Below are 19,277 nucleotides of genomic sequence, written 5' to 3'. Positions count from 1 at the left end.
GGGATAAACATTAATGCCAAATAACCATGCAACACAAGCGCTTGCCGAACCCGCCCCTGTCACTGCGGCCCTGGTCTGGTTTCGCCGTGACTTGCGCTGTGAGGATCATGCCGCGCTTTATCATGCTTTGCGGGTCGCACAAAAAGTGTATTGTGTGTTTGTTTTTGATACCGATATTCTAAATGCCCTGCCCAGCCGTAAAGACCGCCGGGTTGAATTTATTCATCAAAGCGTTCTGGCCCTGGATGCCGGCTTGCATGCCCTGTCATTGCGTGCGGGCGGGCAGGGCAGTGGCCTGATTGTCAGGTATGGGGCGGCCCGGGATTGTATTCCCGAATTGGCCCGGCAGCTGGGCGTGCAGAAAGTATTCACCAATCGCGATTATGAACCGTTGGCCATCGCGCGTGACCAAAGGGTGGCGGCCAGCCTTGATGTCATGGGTATCGGGTTTGCCGATTTCAAGGATCAGGTGGTTTTTGAAACCCATGAGGTTCTGACGCAGGCGGGCAAGCCATATAGTGTTTTCACCCCCTACAAGAATGCCTGGCTGAAGAAAGTCGATGATTTCCAGCTTAAAGCCTATCCGGTTGAAAAATATGCCGCCCGGCTGGCCAGCAAACCACGGGGGGAAAGTATTCCTTCATTGGAACAGATGGGTTTTGAGTCCGGTACCTGGGCATCATTGTCCATGCCAGCCGGCAGCAGTGGTGCGCAAACCCTGTTTGAAGACTTCAGCACCCGGATGGCGCGCTATAAAGAGGCGCGTGACTTTCCGGCGGTCAAGGGGGTGTCGTACCTGTCGGTACATATCCGTTTTGGTACGGTGTCTGTGCGCAAGCTGGCCCGTTTTGCCCTGCAACACAACAATGACGGCGCGGCAACCTGGCTGTCCGAGCTGATCTGGCGAGAGTTCTATCAGGCCATTCTGTATCATTTTCCACATGTCGTGAACCGGTCTTTCCAGCGCGCCTGCGACCGCATCGTGTGGGATAGCAATCCCGGGTATTTTGCGGCCTGGTGTGAAGGCAGAACAGGTTATCCGATTGTGGATGCCGCCATGCGCCAGCTGAACCAGACCGGTTACATGCATAACCGGCTGCGCATGATCACCGCTTCATTTTTGTGCAAGGATCTGGGTATTGACTGGCGTGAAGGTGAAAAATATTTTGCCGATAAACTGAATGATTATGACCTGGCCTCGAATAATGGCGGCTGGCAATGGGCCGCTTCTACCGGGTGTGATGCCCAGCCCTGGTTTCGCATCTTTAATCCGGTGACTCAGTCAAGAAAATTTGATCCTGAAGGTAAATTCATCCGGCGTTATGTGCCCGAGCTGAAGCAGGTGCCTGATAAGGCCATTCATGAGCCCTGGCTGATGGCAGGCGTGTACTTGCCACCTATTGTGGATCATGCCCGGGCACGAGAACGCACCCTGTTGCGATACGGGGTGCTGAAAGCGGGCGATTAAGCCCAGGAAGCGGGTTGCCACGCCGGCAGGCAGCATGCTTGCCGGCACATGACACCGCTGGTCAGGTGTTGGTGTTGTCGATAACTGTGGCGCTTGCCGCGGTTTTGCATTCGGCGATGGCATAGTGCCGCGTTGCTTCATCGGCAAACATGGGGCTGGTACCAATAATTTGACCATTACCGGCTTTCAGGTTGAAGAAAAATTTGCCATTTGAGGACGTCCCGGCCACATAATGGTCGTCTTCGGTACAGTTTTTTTGTACGGAAGCCAGGCCATTTTTGGCGGCGGCAACGGTGGTGTATTGTTCGCTGCTCAGGATGGTGGAACCATTTTCAGCTTTCAGTGAAAAATGAAACTGGCCATTGCTTGATTTTTTTAGCTCGAAAGACGCAGACATGTTGGACTCCTTGAAAGAGGGACAAATCGGTGTTGGGAACAGAAAAATCCTATACAAGCTATCATAATGACCTTCAGGATAAAAAGAAATCTTTTCAGAATGTATTCTTAAGATTTTAATTTTCCGGTTGGTGATGGTTACTCTCTTGCCGTTGGAAAAGGTGGTTTAAATGAAGAAGATTTATCTGGCCGGGCCCGATGTATTCCGGCACGATGCCGTTGAATATGGCCAGCAGCTTAAGGCCCTTTGTGAGTCATTCGGTTTTGCGGGCTTGTATCCGCTGGATAATCATGCCCCGGCGGGGCTGGATAAGCCGTTGCTGGCGCACTGGATTTACCAGTCCAATATCGGGCTGATCCGCCAGGCAGATGCCGTCATGGCCAATGTCAATGCTTTTCGGGGGCATGAGCCCGATTCGGGCACGGTGTTTGAAGTGGGGTTCGCCATTGCCTTGGGCAAGCCGGTTTGGGTGTATACCCATGATGGCCGGTCGCTGGTGGAGCAGGTTTCGCTTGGCCATGAACAGGGGCGTGATATTGATGCACACGGTTTTACGGTTGAGGATTTTGGCCTGAACCTGAATCTGATGATTGCCTGCAGCACCAGGGTGGTGGTGGGCGATGCCCGGGATTGCCTTGAAAAAATGGTGGCCGAACTGACCTGATGCTGTTGATGTTAATGGGGTCCCCGGTGCATAAGGCCGGGTTTTGGGCAATGACTGGCGTTAAGCCGGATCAGCCGGTTTCTTTTTTGCAGTCGCCTTTTTGGCGGCTTTTTTCTTTTCAGGCAGGGCCAGCATGGTGCCGCGGCAGTTTTCCGCACCACACAGGCATTGGTATTGCTTTTTCAGTTTGGCGGTCAGTTTATCGTCAATCACCAGGCCATAATCGTAAAACAGTTCTTCGCCGGCTTTGATATCCCTTTTGGCAAATACATACACCCGTTTTCCGTGGCGTCCTTCCTGGGTTTCACAGTTGGGGTCGCAGCTGTGGTTGATCCAGCGTGCATCGTTGCCACGCTGGCCGCCATCAATGATTTTTCCCGAGCTTAATGAAAAGAAAAAGGTATGAAACGGATCGTCGGGGTTGACCGGAAACATGGCATCAGCCTGTTCGGGCGTAATGCGTTTGCCGGTGTATTCAATGATTTTGGTACCTGCGGGAATATCCCGCAGGGCAAATACCCCGTTGCCATGCAGTGTGGACTGGCGTACTTCATGCCACGGGGCACCACTAACCCGTTTTTCCGGTTTAGCCATTTTTGGCCACACCGAAACAGTGGTTCAGGGTGGGGAATGAGCCATCACGGACCTGGCTGGAATAGGCTTCGACACCCTGGCGAATGGCGGCCTGTACGTCAGAAAACTGCTGGGCAAATTTCGGAATACGTGATCCGCTTAAATTGAAGATGTCTTCAGCCACCAGAACCTGGCCATCACATTCAGGTGAGGCGCCAATGCCAATGGTGGGGATTTTTACGCTTTGTGTAATGCGGCGGGCCAGCGGTTCGGCCGTGCCTTCAATCACAATGCCCCATGCCCCGGCCTGTTCCTGGGCAATCGCGTCATTGAAGATGCGGTTGGCGGCTTCTTCGCTTAAGCCCTGCGCCTTGAAGCCGCCCATGGTGTTGACATATTGGGGCATCAAGCCGATATGGGCCAGCACCGGAATGCCACGGTCCACCAGAAAACGGGTGGTCTCGGCCAGGTATTCACCGCCTTCAAATTTCACGGCATCGGCGCCACTGGCCGACAGCATTTTGGCGGCATTGCGAAATGCCTGTTCGGGGGATTCCTGGTAACTGCCAAACGGCATGTCCACCACGATGCAGGCCCGTTGTGTGGAACTGACCACGGCCTTGGCGTGGGCAGCAAGCTGGTCCACCGTAATGGACAGCGTGTCATCCATGTTGTAGCCCACCATGGCGGTTGAGTCGCCAATCAGGATCATGTCTACGTATTCATCAATAATACGGGCAAAGGGTGCAATATAAGAGGTTAGGGATACAATTTTTTTCTGGCCCTTGTAGGCCATCAGCTGAGGAACTGTGATGCGTTTGATGTCAGCGTGAACACTCATTTCAAGATTCCTTGAAGGTAAAAACAGCAGGAAGAATGCGGATAGTTTAACGTGTATTGCGAGTGAGTTCAGACAGGAAAGAAGAAAATATTGATATTATCGAAGAATCATTAATCTGTTTATAAATCACCATGACTTCCCTGCCTACACAGAATACCGCCATGAATGGCGCCCAGGTTCTTCTGGAAACGTTGATTGCCAACGGCGTTGATACGATTTTTGGCTATCCGGGCGGTGCCGTGCTGCCGCTTTATGATGCCCTCTATGCCGAACCGCGCATCCGTCACATTCTGGTTCGCCACGAACAGGCGGCCATGCATGCGGCCGAAGGTTATGCCCGCTCCACCGGTCGAACCGGTGTGGTGCTGGTAACCTCCGGGCCCGGCATGGCCAATACCACTTCCGGCCTGCTCGATGCCATGTGTGATTCGATTCCGGTGCTGTGCATCAGTGGCCAGGTAGCGACCGGTGCGATTGGTACTGATGCGTTCCAGGAATGCGATGCCGTGGGGATTTCCCGTCCGGTCACCAAATGGAATGCGCAAATCAGGCGTGTTGAGGATGTGACCGCTTTGGTGGCCAAAGCGTATAACCTGACGGCCTCCGGTCGTCCCGGTCCTGTATTGATTGATTTTCCCAAGGATATTCAGATGGCCACGGTACCGGCATCTGATGCCGATGTGAATGGTGAGGTACCGCTCAACGCGGTGTCACAGGTCGCCCCATCTGTATTGCAGGCGGCCACCAAGCGGGCGGCGGCCTTAATCGTGAATGCCCGGCGGCCGGTATTTTATGGCGGTGGCGGCCTGATCAACTCCGGTCCCGATGCCTGTGAAGTGTTCAGCAATATGGTGAATTATCTGGGGGCCCCCTGCACCCTGACCCTGATGGGATTGGGCGCTTTTCCGGGTACCGACAAACAGTTCCTGGGCATGCTGGGCATGCATGGCACGCTTGAGGCCAACCTGGCCATGCACCATGCCGACCTGATTGTTTGCGTGGGTGCGCGTTTTGATGACCGGATTACCGGGCGTCTGTCTGATTTTTGTCCGCATGCCACCAAGATTCACCTGGATATCGACCCGGCTTCCATCGACAAGGTGGTGCGTGCCGATGTGGCGCTGGTGGGCGATTGTTATCCTTTGCTGAAAGGGCTGTTTACTGAAATCAAGGCACTGGAACGCGATAATACCCTGCTGGATGACTGGTGGGCACGTATTGGCAAATGGCGTGAAAAAGACTGTCTTGGCTTCACGCCGTCCGAGACCTGTATTTTGCCGCAATACTTGCTCAGTACGGTGAATGCCTTAATTGAAAACCGTGATGCCATTGTCAGTACCGACGTGGGGCAGCACCAGATGTGGGCGGCCCAATACCTGAAATTCAACCAGCCCAACCGCTGGCTGACTTCGGGTGGTGCCGGTACCATGGGTTATGGCGTGCCGGCCGCCATTGGTGCGCAAATCGGCAATCCCGATTCACTGGTGGTCTGTATCAGTGGGGATGCCTCGGTCCTGATGAATATCCAGGAGCTGGCCACGGCCACCCAGCACCGGGCTCCGGTCAAGGTTATTTTGTGCAATAACCAGCACATGGGCATGGTACGACAGTGGCAGGAACTGATTCATGACGGGCGATACAGCCATAGTTACAATGATTCCATCCCCGACTTTGTGGCGCTGGCCCGGGCATTTGGCTGGGAGGCAGCCACAGTGTCAGACCCCAATGAGCTGGAAGCTGTGCTGCAAGAGTGCCTGGATTCCGAAGGCCCGTATTTCCTGGATGTGCGGGTTCAGGCACTGGAAAACTGTTTCCCCATGATGCCAGCCGGTTACGGTCACCAGCAGGTTATGCTGTCTGAAGATAACTGGTATGTGGAGGAATAATCAATCAACAGTAATAGATTGCTCATTAAAATGGCCAGGATTAAAGGTCTTGTATCGCGCCACAAGCTGAACAAGACGGATTGTGATAGGCTTGAATGGTTCTTTTAACCTATCGGGAGTTCTTATGAAAACCAAAGCAGCGGTTACTTTTGGTCTTGGTCAACCTTTTGAAATTCACGAAATTGATGTAGCCCCCGTTAAAGCTGACGAAATTCGTTTGAAAATGGTTGCTTCGGGGGTGTGCCACACAGACGCCGTAGCGCGTGACCTGGAAGGTGTTTTCCCATTACCGGGTATTTTGGGGCACGAAGGGTCTGGCATTGTCGAAGAGGTGGGGGCGGATGTCAGCACTGTGCAGGTGGGTGATCATGTGGTACTTAGCTTTGCCAGTTGCCGTCGTTGTAATCACTGCCTAAGCGGTCATCCAACCGTATGTAGTGAATTCAATCCATTGAATTTTGGTGGTGTGCTGGCTGGCGGGCAGACACCTTATTCTTTAAATGATCAGCCGCTTTCCATTTTTTTTGGCCAGTCATCATTTAGTCAAACCGTGGTTACCAAAGCAGATAATGCGGTGGTGGTTGATAAAGACGTGGATTTGGCACTTTTAGGACCTTTGGGTTGTGGCCTTCAAACGGGTGCCGGTACAGTTTTGAACCGTTTGCGTCCCAAAGCCAGTGAAGGCATTGTGGTGTTTGGTACAGGGGCTGTGGGCCTTAGCGCCATTATGGCGGCCCGTGTCATTGGTTGCTACCCTATTATTGCAGTAGATGTTCATGAGCATCGTCTTGAACTGGCCAAAGAACTGGGCGCTACCCATGTGATTAATGGCAGCACCACAGATACGGTGGCAGCGGTACACCGTATTTCAGGTATTGGTGTGCCTTATGCCGTTGAAACCACGGGTGTGGCTGCGGTGGTCAAGCAGTCTCTGGCGGCGCTTAAACCGTTGGGCGTAGTGGCGATTGTTGGTTTTACCGGCGAGGTCAGTTTAAACATTCAAAATGAGCTCATGGCCGAGGGAAAATCCATGATTGGCGTGATTGAGGGCGACAGCATTCCCAAGATTTTTATTCCGCAATTGATTGCTTTGTATAAGCAGGGCAAATTTCCTTTTGACCGTTTGGTACAGTTTTATGAGCTGGATCAAATTAATCAGGCGTTCGCGGATTCGGCCAGTGGGGCTGTGATCAAGCCCGTTTTGCGTCTGAATGGTTAATTGACCAAGAGCTGGGGATTAATATTACCTGGCTTTTTTATAAGGTCCGCGTTTGACATCTTCCCCGTCCTAACCCTGTAACGGACTCAGGGTACTAAAAATTGTGCTTGCTGAAAAATATTATGACATGCACAGCGCAGTTTCTGCCTCGGGGTTCTTGAACCTGGATGGCTTCTTGGTTGATGCAGGGTGTGAACCCCGCTGCCTTGGAGTTCATCGTGCTGGGGGCTATGCCGACTATATCATCGTACCGGATGCCCGGTATCTTATTGATATTGGCGATCTTGATCCTGCACAAATTGCCCCTTATGCCTGCTCTGGCCTGACAACCTATTCTGCCCTGCAAAAAATAGGGGCCTCCGTGTATACCAAACATCCGATTTTGATTATGGGGGCGGGGGGCTTGGGCCTGATGTGCATTCAGCTATTGCATGCCTTGGGTGGGGTCGGTGCCATTGTGATTGATCTTGATCCGACCAAGCGACAGGCTGCCCTGAATTCCGGTGCGCTGGCCGCTATTGATGGTGCCGCTCCCGATGCAGTACAGCAAATCCTGGCCGCAGCAGGTGGCAAGCCTGTTCAGGCAGCGATTGACCTAGTGGGTGCGCCTTCCACTACTTCTATTGCATTTGATAGTTTGGTTAAAGGTGGCAAGCTGATTATGATCGGTCTGTTTGGAGGTAGCTCTACCTGGTCATTGGCAATGATCCCAATGAAAGCCGTCAGTATTATCGGCAGTTATGTGGGTAATCTTCAGGAACTTCGAGAGCTGATTGAGCTGGTAAAAACCGGGCGGGTAGAACCCATCCCGATTCAGCGGTTTGGGCTTGACCAGGCAGACGCCACGCTTGCTGCCTTGCGTAACGGTAAAGTTACTGGCAGGGCTGTATTAACTGCCTGATTAACAGTCCACTCAAGGACTGGACCTGATATTGAAACGGATTCAGTCTTTTTGCCTTGGGTTTTTTCGATTATGCTTTTTGGCCTGGACTGGTTTTTTTCGTAGCAGGATAGCATGCGCCTGGTTAACCTGTTGCTGAAAACAGGGCATCTCCACCTTGATGATTTGCCAAAGATCCATAGAGTTTAGGGTTTCCTGACTTGCCAGCAACTGACTAAACCCGGCCATTGCCTGGAAAGGGATTTGCGGGTTGGCCTTGGCATACAGTTCGTAAAACTGACAAAGTTCACGGCACGACTGGCTGATGTTGGCCAGTTCGTGCAGGCTTAAATCCTGGGCTGGTATATTGGACAGGAAGTTGATTTCACTGATATCGCCGGTGTGGGCTTGAAGGCGTTTGATGGCTTCCAGGATTTGAGCTAAATAGTGTTGCAAGGGCTGCCGGTTGGGATTCATTGTGGGGATCTTGTTTTCATACACGTATGAATTCTAAGCCGTGATTAAAAAAATCAATTTGATCCAGATTAACAAGTCCTTGGATTCTGCGTTCAATTTCCAGCGACAACAGGTAATAACCGTCTGGTTCCCACGCAGGAGCATGGGAACCAGAAAACAGTTGACATCTCCCCCCGTCTGGTTCCCACGCTCCCGCGTGGTAACCAGACCAGAAGCCGTTCAGGAGCATGGGAATCTCTCGTCCCCACGCTCCTGCGTGGGGATGCAGATGGATGAAACAATAGGCAGATGCCGAGGCTTGTACACGTTACCACGCGGGAGCGTGGGAACGAGAAACAGGCAATAACTCTCTAGTTACCACGCGGGAGCGTGGGAACTAGAACGCCTTGCCCAAGGCAACATCAGCTAGTACGCAAACCGGTCGGCCAGTCCCTCAAGGTGGCATTCTTTCAGGATTTGCAACTGGCGCTCACGAGCGCTTTTTTTGAAGCCGCCAATTTTCTTGGCGATGATCAGCTCGTTTTTCATGGAATGTTCCCAACCCACCAGTTCGGTGACGGTTAGCTGGTAGCCACGGGCCTCCAGCTGCAGGCAGCGCAGGACATTGGTGAGCTGGCTGCCAAATTCACGGGTATGAATCGGGTGACGCCACAGTTCCGACAAGGGGGTTTTGCCCAGCGTGCTGCCTTTGTTGGCACGCAGGGTAGCCGCCACTTCGGCCTGGCAACAGGGCACCAGCACAATGTATTGGGCATCCCGGTTCAGGGCAAAGCGGATGGCGTCATCAGTGGCGGTGTTGCAGGCATGCAGTGCCGTCACGATATCGATTTTTTCGGGCAGCTGCGTTGAGGTCTACGGTCATGGCCAGAAATGACATGCCTTCAAACCCCAGTCGCTGCGCCAGCGCTTCCGATTTGGTCACCAGCTCGGCACGGGTTTCGATGCCGTACACATGGGCACCGGGTTTGTCTTTCAGGAACAGGTCATACAAAATGAAGCCCAGGTAAGACTTGCCTGCCCCATGATCCACCAGGCTCAGACTGTCTTTTTGCTTAAGTACATCCGCCATTAATGGTTCAATGAACTGGTACAGGTGATACACCTGTTTAAGCTTGCGACGCGTGTCCTGGTTGATTTTTCCGTCTCGGGTCAGGATATGGAGCTCTTTGAGCAATTCAATGGATTGCTGGGGCTTTATTTCGGGTATCAGGCTCATTCGCTTATACGGTCATTGAAAAAATACGGGTGCCGGGCTGCTCGCGCAGCATGCGCAGGTCAAAGGCCATGCAAATATTGCGTGAAAACGTGCGGCCTGCCTCGGTAATATCAATCCCGTTGGGCAAAATTTTGATCAGGCCGTCGGTTTCCATTTCACGCAGGCGTTCAACCACCTGGGGCAGTTCTGGAAATTGCTGTTCGGGCTGGTCCCAGCGGGTGGATTGCAGGCACATCAGGTTTAGGATATGCTGGCGGATAATCAGGTCTTCCTGATCCAGGATATGACCACGGTAAAGGGGCAGCTCGTTCTTTTCAAGACGGGCATAATAATCTTCAATCACTTTTTCGTTCTGGGCAAAGGCATACCAGGAATCGCTAATGGCCGAAACGCCCAGGCCAATCATGAGCTGGGTGGACGAAGAGGTATAGCCCATGAAGTTGCGATGCAGTTTTTTATTCAGCATGGACTGGTAAAGCTCGTCGGTCGGCAGGGCAAAGTGGTCCATGCCAATCTCGACATAACCCAGTTCTTCCAGCAGCTTTTTGCCGTTTTCATACAGGGCGCGTTTTTCTTCTCCGCTGGGTAAATCATTTTCATCAAAACCGCGCTGACCAACCCCCTTGAGCCAGGGGACATGGGCATAAGAATAAAACGCCAGGCGATCGGGTTTCAGGGAGATGGTGCGCTTGATGGTGGCTTCCATGGATTTCCAGGTCTGGAACGGCAGGCCGAAAATCAGGTCATGGCTAATGCTGTGGTAGCCGATTTTGCGTGAGGCATCGGTCACATTGAAGACGTTTTCGTAGGGCTGGATCCGGTGGATGGCTTTTTGCACGACCGGATCGTAATCCTGGACCCCGAAACTGACACGCCTGAAACCCAGTTCATACAGGGTTTCCAGGTGTTCACGACGGGTATTGTTGGGATGGCCCTCAAAACTGAATTCGTGATCGGGCGCAATCTCGGAGGTATCAAAAATCGCCCGCAGCAAACGGGTCAGGTTTTCGGTGCTGAAAAAAGTGGGCGTGCCGCCACCCAGGTGGATTTCCCGGATCCGGGGCTTGCTGCCCAACAGTTCCAGGTACATGTTCCATTCCTTGATCACGGCATCAATGTAGGGGCCTTCAACGGCATGCTTTTTGGTAATGCGTTTATGGCAGGCGCAAAAAGTACACAGGCTTTCACAGAAAGGCAGGTGAATGTACAGGCTGATACCCTCGGAAGCATTGGATTCATTGAAACTGCGAATCAGGGTTTCTTTATATGAATCCACCGTAAAACAGGCCTCGTCCCAGTAAGGAACGGTTGGGTAGCTGGTATAGCGGGGGCCTGGGATATTGTACTTTTGGATAAAATTGCTCATGCGCTTCAATGCCGGTTACGCCCTGCAGTAGAGGTCTGCAGGGCTTGGTCTGGAACGGGATCAGAAAGCCGGATCGTCATCGTCCGGGATATCTGAAGCCAGCTTCTTTGTTGTTGATTTTACCGCTGTTTTGGTGACGGTCTTTTTGGCAGCTGTCTTTGTTGCCTTTTTGGCAGCGCTCTTGGTTGCTGTTTTCGTGGCGGTTTTCGTGGCTTTTTTGGCCGCGGTTTTTTTGGCTGCCGGCTTGTCATCGGTATCAGCCGTTGCTTTCAGCGTTTTTTTAGCCGCTGTTTTTGACGCTGCCTTGGCCGGACGAGGCTCAAATTCGAAGCCGATTTTACCGTTTTCCTGCAAGGTCAAAAAGGCCTTGAATTTACGATTGGTACGATTGGAAACAAATCCGTCTAATAAATCGGTTTTGCCCGATGCCAGCAGCTTGGTCATTTGTTCATTGGAAATTTCCTGCTGCAAAATCACTTTGCCCGATTTGAAATCGCAGGTTTTTTCCTGTGCCACGGCTTTTTCACAGACATAGTTCATGCCATTGTCAAAAACACTGGCACCGCATTTGGGGCACTTGCCCAGCGCTGTTTGGCCCGAGAAATCAACGGGTTCGGCATCGTCCTCATCATTCTGGCCAAAATCAAATTCCAGCTTGTTTTCATCGGTAATGCGCAAAATGGCGGAAAACGGCCGGCCCATTTTGCTGATGAAGCCACTAAGCGGGCCCAAGGTTCTTTTCTCAAGCAGTTCTTCAACCTCGGGAATTTCAAACGTGCGTCCGCCCGGATGCTTGGTAATGGAAAAATCACAGTTGGTGCAGGCGTAGCGGCGGTAGTTTTCCTTGACCACCGAACCACATTGCGGGCAGGGGGTTTGCAAGGTAGCGTAATCACCGGGAATGGTGGCCTGTTCATATTCTTTGGCGCGTTTGACAATGACCTGGGTGGTCTGCGCAATCTCGCGCATGAAGGACTCGCGGTCAAGCTTGCCCTGTTCCATTTGCTTGAGCTTGTGTTCCCATTCTCCGGTCAGCTCAGGGGAAGTCAACTCTTTGACATTCAGGCCGGTCAGCAGTGTCATCAGCTGGCGTGCCTTGGCAGAAGGCACCAGCTCGCGTCCCTCACGGCGCAGGTAATGCTCATTGAGCAAACCTTCAATAATGGTTGCCCGCGTGGCTGGCGTGCCCAGGCCACGTTCAGACATGGCTTCGCGCAGTTCATCGTCATCCACCAGTTTGCCGGCCCCTTCCATGGCACTTAGCAAGGTTGCCTCGGTAAAGCGTGCAGGTGGTTTGGTTTGCAGTGCCTTGGGGGCAATATCTTCGGTGCGTACCGATTCGTTATCGGCCACCGGAACCAGGTTGGCATCGTCACCCTGGCCTTCCTTGCCGTAAATTTCCAGCCAGCCCGGCTTGACCAGTACCTTGCCCTCGGTTTTGAAGCGATATTGCGATACTTCAGTAATCCGGGTGGTAATGCGGTACTCGGCGGGCGGAAAGAAAACCGCCATGAAACGTTTGGTCACCAGGTCGTAAATTTTGGCTTCGGCTTCGCTTAACTCTTTGGGTACCTGTTGGGTCGGGATAATCGCAAAGTGATCGGATACCTTTTTGTTGTCGAAGATACGACGGTTGGGTTTGACCCAACCATTGGCCAGAATTTTTCCGGCAAACGCTTTGTGACCCCGGTTCAGGTGGGATTCACTGCCTGAAATGGCGTCAAAGGTTTGCTGGACGGTACCCAGATAATCTTCGGGCAGGTAACGAGAGTCGGTACGCGGATAGGTCAGGGCTTTATGACGTTCGTACAGGGTTTGTGCCAGGGCCAGAGTGGTTTTGGCGGTAAAACCGAATTTGGAGTTGGCCTCGCGCTGCAACGAGGTCAAATCAAACAGGGCGGGCGACATCTGGGTGGATGGTTTGGACTCTTCGGTTACCGTACCGGTTTTGTCACGACAGGCCGCCACGATGGATTGCGCACTGGCCAAAGACCAGAGGCGGCTGTCTTTTTTCTCGGGGTCGTGTTCGTCTTTTTTGAAGTTGGGGTCAAACCAGCGGCCTTCATACAGCCCGGCTGCCGCCACAAACGTGGCATGCACTTCCCAGTAGTCGCGTGACTGGAAGGCGCGGATTTTTTCTTCGCGCTCGCACACAATGGCCAGCGTGGGGGTTTGCACCCGTCCGATCGGGGTCTTGAAAAAACCGCCTTCCTTGCTGTTGAACGCGGTCATGGCGCGGGTGCCGTTAATGCCAATCAGCCAGTCAGCTTCGGCACGGGAACGTGCAGCCGCTTCAAGTGGCTTCATGGTTTCATCATCGCGCAGGTTGTTAAACGCTTCAACAATGGCGGTTTTGGTCATGGATTGCAGCCACAGGCGCTTGATGGGTTTTTTAACCCCTGAATATTGCACAATGTAGCGGAAAATCAATTCACCTTCACGGCCTGCGTCACAGGCATTGATAATGGCAGTGATATCTTTGCGCTTCAGTAGTTTTACCAATAATTTGAGGCGCTCGGTTGATTTTTTATCGGCTGGTTTAAGATCAAACTCTTTGGCCGGAATGGCGGGTAAATGGGCGAATGACCACTTGCCCCGGACGACATCGTCGGGATTGGTCAGCGTCAATAAATGGCCCACGCTGGAGGAAAGGACGTATTCGTCGCTTTCAAAATAATCACCTTCACGGGAGAATCCTCCCAAGGCCCTTGAAATGTCGAGGGCGACTGATGGTTTTTCGGCAATAATCAGTGTTTTAGTCATATGCTTCCGAGTATCCAAACCGTGGACTTTAGGAGTATCTTATAAAATATCGCGTTACGATACTGCCTGTTTGACCAAAATGGTGAAACCCGATCCGGTTTTAATAAGTGTATGGCGTGGATAATACGAGAGGAAAATCAGTTCATGCAAGTGCAAGATGACAATTTGAAATATTTATTTTTAAATAAATGGCAGGGATTCCTGGTTTTTTTGTCTCTCGTGGCAGGTGTTTCGTTTGCTTCAAGTGGCGTCATTACATGGGTTGCGGCAAATTGGGACTACTTTTCAAGCTTGCAGAAACTGTATGGAATCCAGTTGCTGTTTATACTTGCCTGCCTGATCGCGTTTTGGGCTTATTGGCGCCATACCCGAAAAAACGGTGCGCTAAAAACGGGGCTGGGCAGCCAGGGGGCCCTGTTTCTGGCTGCGGTCATTACCGGTGCCCTGCTGGCACTGATTGGCCAGGTTTATCAAACCGGGGCCGACCCCTGGACTTTGTTTGCCATTTGGAGCGCCTTGATTCCATTTTTTCTGCTGGCTGCACCCAATGCTGCCATTGCCCTGCTGTGGTGTGTGGTTATGAATCTGGCCTGGCAGTTATATCGGGAAGACTTTTGGGGCATGCTAAGCCGTGAGTATTATTACCAGGCATTGATGTATGCCGGGTTTAACCTGCTTTTGCTGGTGCTGGCCGAATGCAATATTGTGCGTTTGGGTGATCGCTTCAGACTGGTGCCGCGTTTTCTGGGCTTTTTTTGTCTTTGGCCTTTGTTGGGCATGGATGATGGCAATATATATGACACGGCTACAAGCGGTTTGACAGGCTTGTTGGTATGGGTCATTCCGGTATTGGTGTTTGCGGCCGGTTTCAGGTATTACAGCCGCAAACGGGTGGATTATTTCATGCTGGCCAACCTGGTCGGGTTTTTGTCTGCCGTGGTATTGGTCCGTTCCATCAGTTTTTTAGGTTTATGGCGTATGCTGGACGGGTCTCTCTTCATGATTGCCAGCCTGGTACTGTTAACGGCGGGGATGGGGGTCGCTGCCATTAATCGTCTTTATCGTAAAAATAATCCCGACCGCGGTCACAAGAGCCTTTGGCCTGTTCACTTGTTAATGGTGTGTGTGGTCATGGTGGTGTCCCTGTTGTTTGTTCTGTTTCTGGCTATCATGAACGTATCGTTCCTGGGCAGCGGTATTTCGCTGCTGGTGATCGCCAGCGTGATCTGCTTTTCAGGTAAAGATCCCGGTCAGGAGGGCGTGGTATCCGGCTCACTGGCGCTGATCGGCCTTGGCATGATGGCGGTCTCGTTGCTGGAAATTCATAATGATTTCTTCAGGCCTGACAAAGTGGCCGTGTTACGCCTGCAAGCCAGTGCCATTGCCGCGGTCAGTATGGCGGTTTACGTTATGTTCAGACAGGTGTGGGTGCGCTTTTTGTCTGCCACGCAGACGATTGGGCTGATATTGCTGGTGCTGTATACCTTTATGGGGGGGGATGACAGTTATGGGGCGGCTGAAGCGGCATTTTTCACGTTGTCTTTGCACGCGGTTCCCTGGCTGGCGCTGGCTTCGGTGGTGATGTTTGTGGGTGCGCATCAGTATGAACATAATGCGTTGCGACCGCTGGCATGGGCGCTTGCCGTGAATGCTCTGGTGCTGACGGTGTTGAATACCCTGGAATTGAGCGGGCAGTCAGGCGTTGAGCAAGCGTTTGGTCCGGTTGACATGTTCAGGGCTGTTTTGGCCGGTCTCAATCCTTTGAAGGCAGGAAACTGGGGTAATCTTGTTTTTCAGTGCTTGCCTGCCGTATTGGTGTTTTGGGGCATGCGCAAGCAGGAAGGTGTAGGCCGGTGGTTTACATGGCTGGTGGCAGCACTGGTGTTTGTGTTGTGCCTGTATTGGGGTAATGACAATGGGGTGGTGTATGGCCTGATACTGGTGCTGCTGGCTTACCAATGCCGTGACTGGGTCCTTGGGGGTACCGGTGCGATTGCCATGATCGGCTTTCTTTGGATGTTTTATTACCAAATGGTGTTAAGCCTGCTGCAAAAATCTTTCCTGCTTTTGGGTACCGGACTGGTCTTATTGACGGTAACCGTTACCTGTCGCCATTGGCTGCGCAAGGGTCGGGAAGAGCATGACATGGAAACTGCCCAGGCGACAGAGACCCCGCCCCAGCCCGCTTCTGTGGCGGCTGCCAAAGCACGAGGCTTGCTGCCGCTCATGACGGTTTTGGGTATGGTGTCGGTATTAACGGTGGCCAACTGGGGTATCTGGACCCATGAAGCCATTTTGCGAACCGGCCAGCGTGTGGTGCTGGCGCTGGCTCCGGTTGATCCGCGCTCGCTGATGCAAGGTGATTATATGTCGTTGAATTTTGAACTGGTGAATCATTTGCGCACGGCAGCACAGGCGACACAATCCGCCAATAAAGATAAAGATGCAAACAGGCAAAAACCACGGCAAGGTTTCGCTATTTTGTCGATTGATGACAAAGGGGTGGCATCCCTGGCCGGTGTCTCCCAAACTTATCCCAGCATGATTCTGGCTGATGGCAAAACCGTCATCATGCGTTATAAAACAGGTCCTTTCGGAACCGTATCTCTGGCCTCACATGAGTATTTCTTCCCAGAGGGGCAGGGATCGCATTTTGCACAGGCCAAATATGGCGAGTTCCGGGTTCGCAAAGATGGCAAGGCCCTGCTTAGTGGTTTGCTGGATGAAAACCTGAATCGCCTGTAAGCGGATTGGGCAAGGCCCTGCACTAGCCAAAGCGCCGGTGCCACACCGGCACGGCCTGTTGCCAGAATTGCGTTACGTTGCCCGCTGGCAAGGGGTCAAACCCCAGAGCCAGCCAGGCTTTACCCAGGCTGGTCAGCGGGTTTTGTATATCAATCGCGGTGGCATGGTTCTGTTTGGACAGTTTGCGTCCGTTTTCATCCAGAACCAGGGGAACATGCATCATGCGGGGAGTGGGATAACCCAGCATGCGGGCAATGCAATGCTGGCGGGCGGTTGAGCTTAGCAGGTCATTGCCCCGCACAATGTCGGTCACACCCTGGTCATGATCATCAATGACCACCACCAGCTGGTAGGCAAACAGGCCATCGGCACGTTTAACAATAATGTCCCCCACCTCATTGGCAACATCCTGGCTTTGTTCTCCCTGCCAGCGGTCAACAAAACGGACGATGCCTTCGGGCATGACAAGGCGCCAGGCCCGGGCAGGGCGGTTGCCGGCAATACCATGGCGACAGGTGCCGGCATAAGGGCGTTCGCCATGCAGACCGAGCCTGTCGTTTTCAATGGCGTTACTGACAATTTCCTTGCGGGTGCAGGCGCAGCCGTAGATAAGCCCGCGCTCTTTCAGTTGATTGAATACTTCCTGATAACGGTTCAGGCGTGATGACTGCCAGATGACCGGGCCGTCCCAGTGCATGCCAAGGGCCTGCAATTGTTGCATGATGGTGTGATCGGCCCCGGCCACCACACGCGGGGTATCAATGTCTTCGATGCGCAGCAGCCACTGGCCGTGGTGGGCACGGGCATCAAGATAGCTGGCCATAGCCGCCACCAGCGAGCCGTTGTGTAACGGCCCGCTGGGGCTGGGTGCAAAACGGCCAATGTAATTAGTGCAGGAGTTTGGCTCCATCATCGGTGAGCAGTTCTTCCAGGACCAGGTGATCCACGTCGGCTTCCTGGCTCCAGAGTACCATTAGGGTAATGATTTTAAAATGCTCAAGAGATACCGGAGCCTCAGCGTCAGGGGTGGCCATGGCGCGGTCGATCACGATTTCACGCAGTGCAGGTGTGATGGCGCCGGAGTTTTCAAGAAAGCAGAGAAAACCAATGGCTTCAGGACCCAGATGCCGTTGTTCAAAGTTTGCATAAACACGTGTGCTGGTGGCAGACATGTCCGACAACTCACCGCTTTGTTCGGTGGTTTCGGCAAGACCATACAGCCAGCCAATGGCATCGCTAATGTCTTCATGTTCGAAGCCAGCGGCCACTAAACGCTTGGTCAGCACGTCGGTAGACGGGCAAGCATCGGGTGTATAGTAGTTTTCAAAGAGATAAACCAGGACATCGAACATAGTGGTAACTTCCGAAAAAGGTTTATTCAAAGGCAGGCTTCATGATAACTGAAAAAGGCAAAAAGGATCATTAAATATAAGGGTAAGTGCGCTTTTGGGAAGCGATCGTTGTTTCAGCAAGATACGGGTGTGTAACTTTGCCTACAGAATCGGTTTTTAATCGCACAGGCACGGGTATTTTGACTAAAATGCGGTGTCTGTTTTGTTTAGTTCATTGCCCCTGAAAGGAATTGTCATGGCATTTAATCCTGCTGACGTAAAGTCGTTAATGGAAATCACCTCCCGCCCCGAACTGATTTTTGTCAAAGGGGAAGGTTCCTGGCTGGAAGACCAGGAGGGCCGACGATACCTGGATATCATGCAGGGTTGGGCCGTTAACTGTCTGGGGCATTGTCCGCCAGAAGTGGTGCAGGCCATCGAAAACCAGGCCAAGGTGCTGATCAATCCGTCGCCCGGGTTTTACAACCAGCCATCCATTGACCTGGCCAATCGCCTTACCACCGCCTCTTGCTTTGATCGCGTGTTTTTTGCCAACAGTGGTGCCGAAGCCAACGAGGGTGCCATCAAGCTGGCCCGTAAATGGGGGCAAATCCACCGCAATGGTGCTTACAAAATCATTACTTTCGACCACAGTTTTCATGGTCGTACCCTGGCCACCATGTCGGCCTCGGGCAAGGCCGGCTGGGACAGAAAATTTGCGCCCCAGGTTGACGGCTTTCCAAAAGCCATCATGAACTATCTGGATTCGGTACGTGAACTTATTGATGACCAGACCGTTGCCGTCATGCTGGAGCCGGTGCAGGGTGAAGGCGGGGTGATTCCTGCCGATATGCAGTTCATGCAGGAGCTGCGTGCCTTAACCCGTGAAAAAGGCATTTTGCTGATTGTGGACGAAGTGCAAACCGGCATGGGCCGTTGCGGTACCATGTTTGCCTATCAGCACTATGGCATTGAGCCCGATATCATGACGCTGGGCAAGGGTATTGGTGGTGGCGTGCCATTATCTGCACTGTTGTGCCGTGAGGAAGTGGCCTGCTTTGAGCATGGCGACCAGGGAGGTACTTACAACGGCAACCCGCTGATGACCGCTGCAGGCGTAGCCGTGTTTGATGTGCTGAATGCACCGGGCTTTATGGACAGTGTGAATGAGCGTGCCCAATACCTGTCTGATGGCTTGAACAAGCTGTCTGCCAAATGGGGCATGAAAGGCGAGCGCGGCCTGGGCCTGTTGCGTGCCCTGATGCTAGACCGTGAAGAAGGCAATGCCATTGTTGAAGCCGCCCGTAACCGTGCACCGGAAGGCCTGTTATTGAATGCACCACGAACCAATTTGTTGCGCTTCATGCCCGCGCTGAACATTAGCAAGGAAGAAATCGATTTGATGTTAAGCTGGCTGGATGAATTAATTGCGCAAGTGCGCCAATAAGCCA

The 19,277-nt window shown here is 52.6% G+C and carries 15 protein-coding genes and 1 pseudogene; 7 read left to right on the top strand and 9 right to left on the bottom strand.

Annotation, left to right across the window (positions count from 1 at the left end):
• The first annotated feature begins 13 nt into the window (after positions 1 to 13).
• Positions 14 to 1,468: a cryptochrome/photolyase family protein gene (locus KU392_RS05280; protein ID WP_217734787.1), complete on the top strand. Its 1,455-nt coding sequence runs from the start codon at positions 14 to 16 to the stop codon at positions 1,466 to 1,468.
• A 61-nt stretch (positions 1,469 to 1,529) separates the two neighbouring features.
• On the opposite strand, the gene KU392_RS05275 is transcribed toward KU392_RS05280, so the two are convergent.
• Positions 1,530 to 1,865 carry a YegP family protein gene (locus KU392_RS05275; RefSeq protein WP_217734786.1) on the bottom strand — a complete coding sequence of 112 codons (336 nt, stop codon included), beginning with the start codon at positions 1,863 to 1,865 and terminating at the stop codon, positions 1,530 to 1,532.
• A 169-nt stretch (positions 1,866 to 2,034) separates the two neighbouring features.
• Here KU392_RS05275 and KU392_RS05270 point away from each other — a divergent pair, with 169 nt between their 5' ends.
• Entirely contained in the window at positions 2,035 to 2,529 is a 495-nt protein-coding gene (locus tag KU392_RS05270) for a nucleoside 2-deoxyribosyltransferase (protein WP_189384227.1), read from the top strand.
• Between the two features lie 60 nt (positions 2,530 to 2,589).
• On the opposite strand, the gene KU392_RS05265 is transcribed toward KU392_RS05270, so the two are convergent.
• On the bottom strand, positions 2,590 to 3,123 hold the full coding sequence (locus KU392_RS05265) for an SET domain-containing protein (RefSeq protein ID WP_217734785.1): 534 nt from the start codon (positions 3,121 to 3,123) through the stop codon (positions 2,590 to 2,592).
• Complete coding sequence (gene panB, locus KU392_RS05260) at positions 3,116 to 3,943, bottom strand: 3-methyl-2-oxobutanoate hydroxymethyltransferase (protein ID WP_217734784.1); 828 nt, start codon at positions 3,941 to 3,943, stop codon at positions 3,116 to 3,118. The genes KU392_RS05265 and panB overlap by 8 nt, the downstream gene beginning before the upstream one ends.
• Positions 3,944 to 4,074: 131 nt before the next feature.
• On the opposite strand from panB, the gene ilvB reads away from it, so the two are divergent.
• From ilvB to KU392_RS14420, 3 genes are all read left to right on the top strand, one after another.
• On the top strand, positions 4,075 to 5,829 hold the full coding sequence (gene ilvB, locus KU392_RS05255; protein WP_217734783.1) for a biosynthetic-type acetolactate synthase large subunit: 1,755 nt from the start codon (positions 4,075 to 4,077) through the stop codon (positions 5,827 to 5,829).
• A 124-nt stretch (positions 5,830 to 5,953) separates the two neighbouring features.
• A complete protein-coding gene (locus KU392_RS05250) occupies positions 5,954 to 7,048 on the top strand; it encodes an NAD(P)-dependent alcohol dehydrogenase (protein ID WP_217734782.1) in 1,095 nt (364 codons plus the stop codon).
• A gap of 103 nt (positions 7,049 to 7,151) precedes the next feature.
• Positions 7,152 to 7,949 (top strand): zinc-binding dehydrogenase, encoded by a 798-nt coding sequence (locus KU392_RS14420; RefSeq protein WP_343212402.1) that lies wholly within the window; start codon positions 7,152 to 7,154, stop codon positions 7,947 to 7,949.
• 42 nt (positions 7,950 to 7,991) lie between these two features.
• On the opposite strand, the gene KU392_RS05240 is transcribed toward KU392_RS14420, so the two are convergent.
• The 4 genes and pseudogenes from KU392_RS05240 to KU392_RS05225 form a co-directional block, all read right to left on the bottom strand.
• Positions 7,992 to 8,405 (bottom strand): HepT-like ribonuclease domain-containing protein, encoded by a 414-nt coding sequence (locus KU392_RS05240; protein ID WP_217734781.1) that lies wholly within the window; start codon positions 8,403 to 8,405, stop codon positions 7,992 to 7,994.
• Positions 8,406 to 8,810: 405 nt separating this feature from the next.
• Positions 8,811 to 9,621: pseudogene (locus tag KU392_RS05235) on the bottom strand (class I SAM-dependent methyltransferase).
• Positions 9,622 to 9,625: 4 nt separating this feature from the next.
• A complete protein-coding gene (hemN, locus tag KU392_RS05230; RefSeq protein ID WP_217734780.1) occupies positions 9,626 to 10,987 on the bottom strand; it encodes an oxygen-independent coproporphyrinogen III oxidase in 1,362 nt (453 codons plus the stop codon).
• Between the two features lie 60 nt (positions 10,988 to 11,047).
• Positions 11,048 to 13,750: a DNA topoisomerase III gene (locus tag KU392_RS05225; protein ID WP_217734779.1), complete on the bottom strand. Its 2,703-nt coding sequence runs from the start codon at positions 13,748 to 13,750 to the stop codon at positions 11,048 to 11,050.
• 144 nt (positions 13,751 to 13,894) lie between these two features.
• Between KU392_RS05225 and KU392_RS05220 the strand changes: the two genes are divergently transcribed.
• Entirely contained in the window at positions 13,895 to 16,495 is a 2,601-nt protein-coding gene (locus KU392_RS05220) for a GDYXXLXY domain-containing protein (RefSeq protein WP_217734778.1), read from the top strand.
• A 22-nt stretch (positions 16,496 to 16,517) separates the two neighbouring features.
• On the opposite strand, the gene gluQRS is transcribed toward KU392_RS05220, so the two are convergent.
• Positions 16,518 to 17,405 (bottom strand): tRNA glutamyl-Q(34) synthetase GluQRS, encoded by an 888-nt coding sequence (gene gluQRS, locus KU392_RS05215; protein WP_217734885.1) that lies wholly within the window; start codon positions 17,403 to 17,405, stop codon positions 16,518 to 16,520.
• Positions 17,383 to 17,847 carry a Smg family protein gene (locus KU392_RS05210; RefSeq protein WP_217734884.1) on the bottom strand — a complete coding sequence of 155 codons (465 nt, stop codon included), beginning with the start codon at positions 17,845 to 17,847 and terminating at the stop codon, positions 17,383 to 17,385. Before KU392_RS05210 ends, gluQRS begins: the two co-directional genes overlap by 23 nt.
• A 235-nt stretch (positions 17,848 to 18,082) precedes the next feature.
• On the opposite strand from KU392_RS05210, the gene KU392_RS05205 reads away from it, so the two are divergent.
• A complete protein-coding gene (locus tag KU392_RS05205) occupies positions 18,083 to 19,273 on the top strand; it encodes an acetylornithine transaminase (RefSeq protein WP_169292976.1) in 1,191 nt (396 codons plus the stop codon).
• Positions 19,274 to 19,277 lie beyond the last annotated feature (4 nt).

Source organism: Advenella alkanexedens, from assembly GCF_019132845.1.
In the GTDB taxonomy this organism is placed as follows: domain Bacteria; phylum Pseudomonadota; class Gammaproteobacteria; order Burkholderiales; family Burkholderiaceae_B; genus Advenella; species Advenella alkanexedens.
This window is presented reverse-complemented; position numbering and strand designations above follow the sequence as displayed.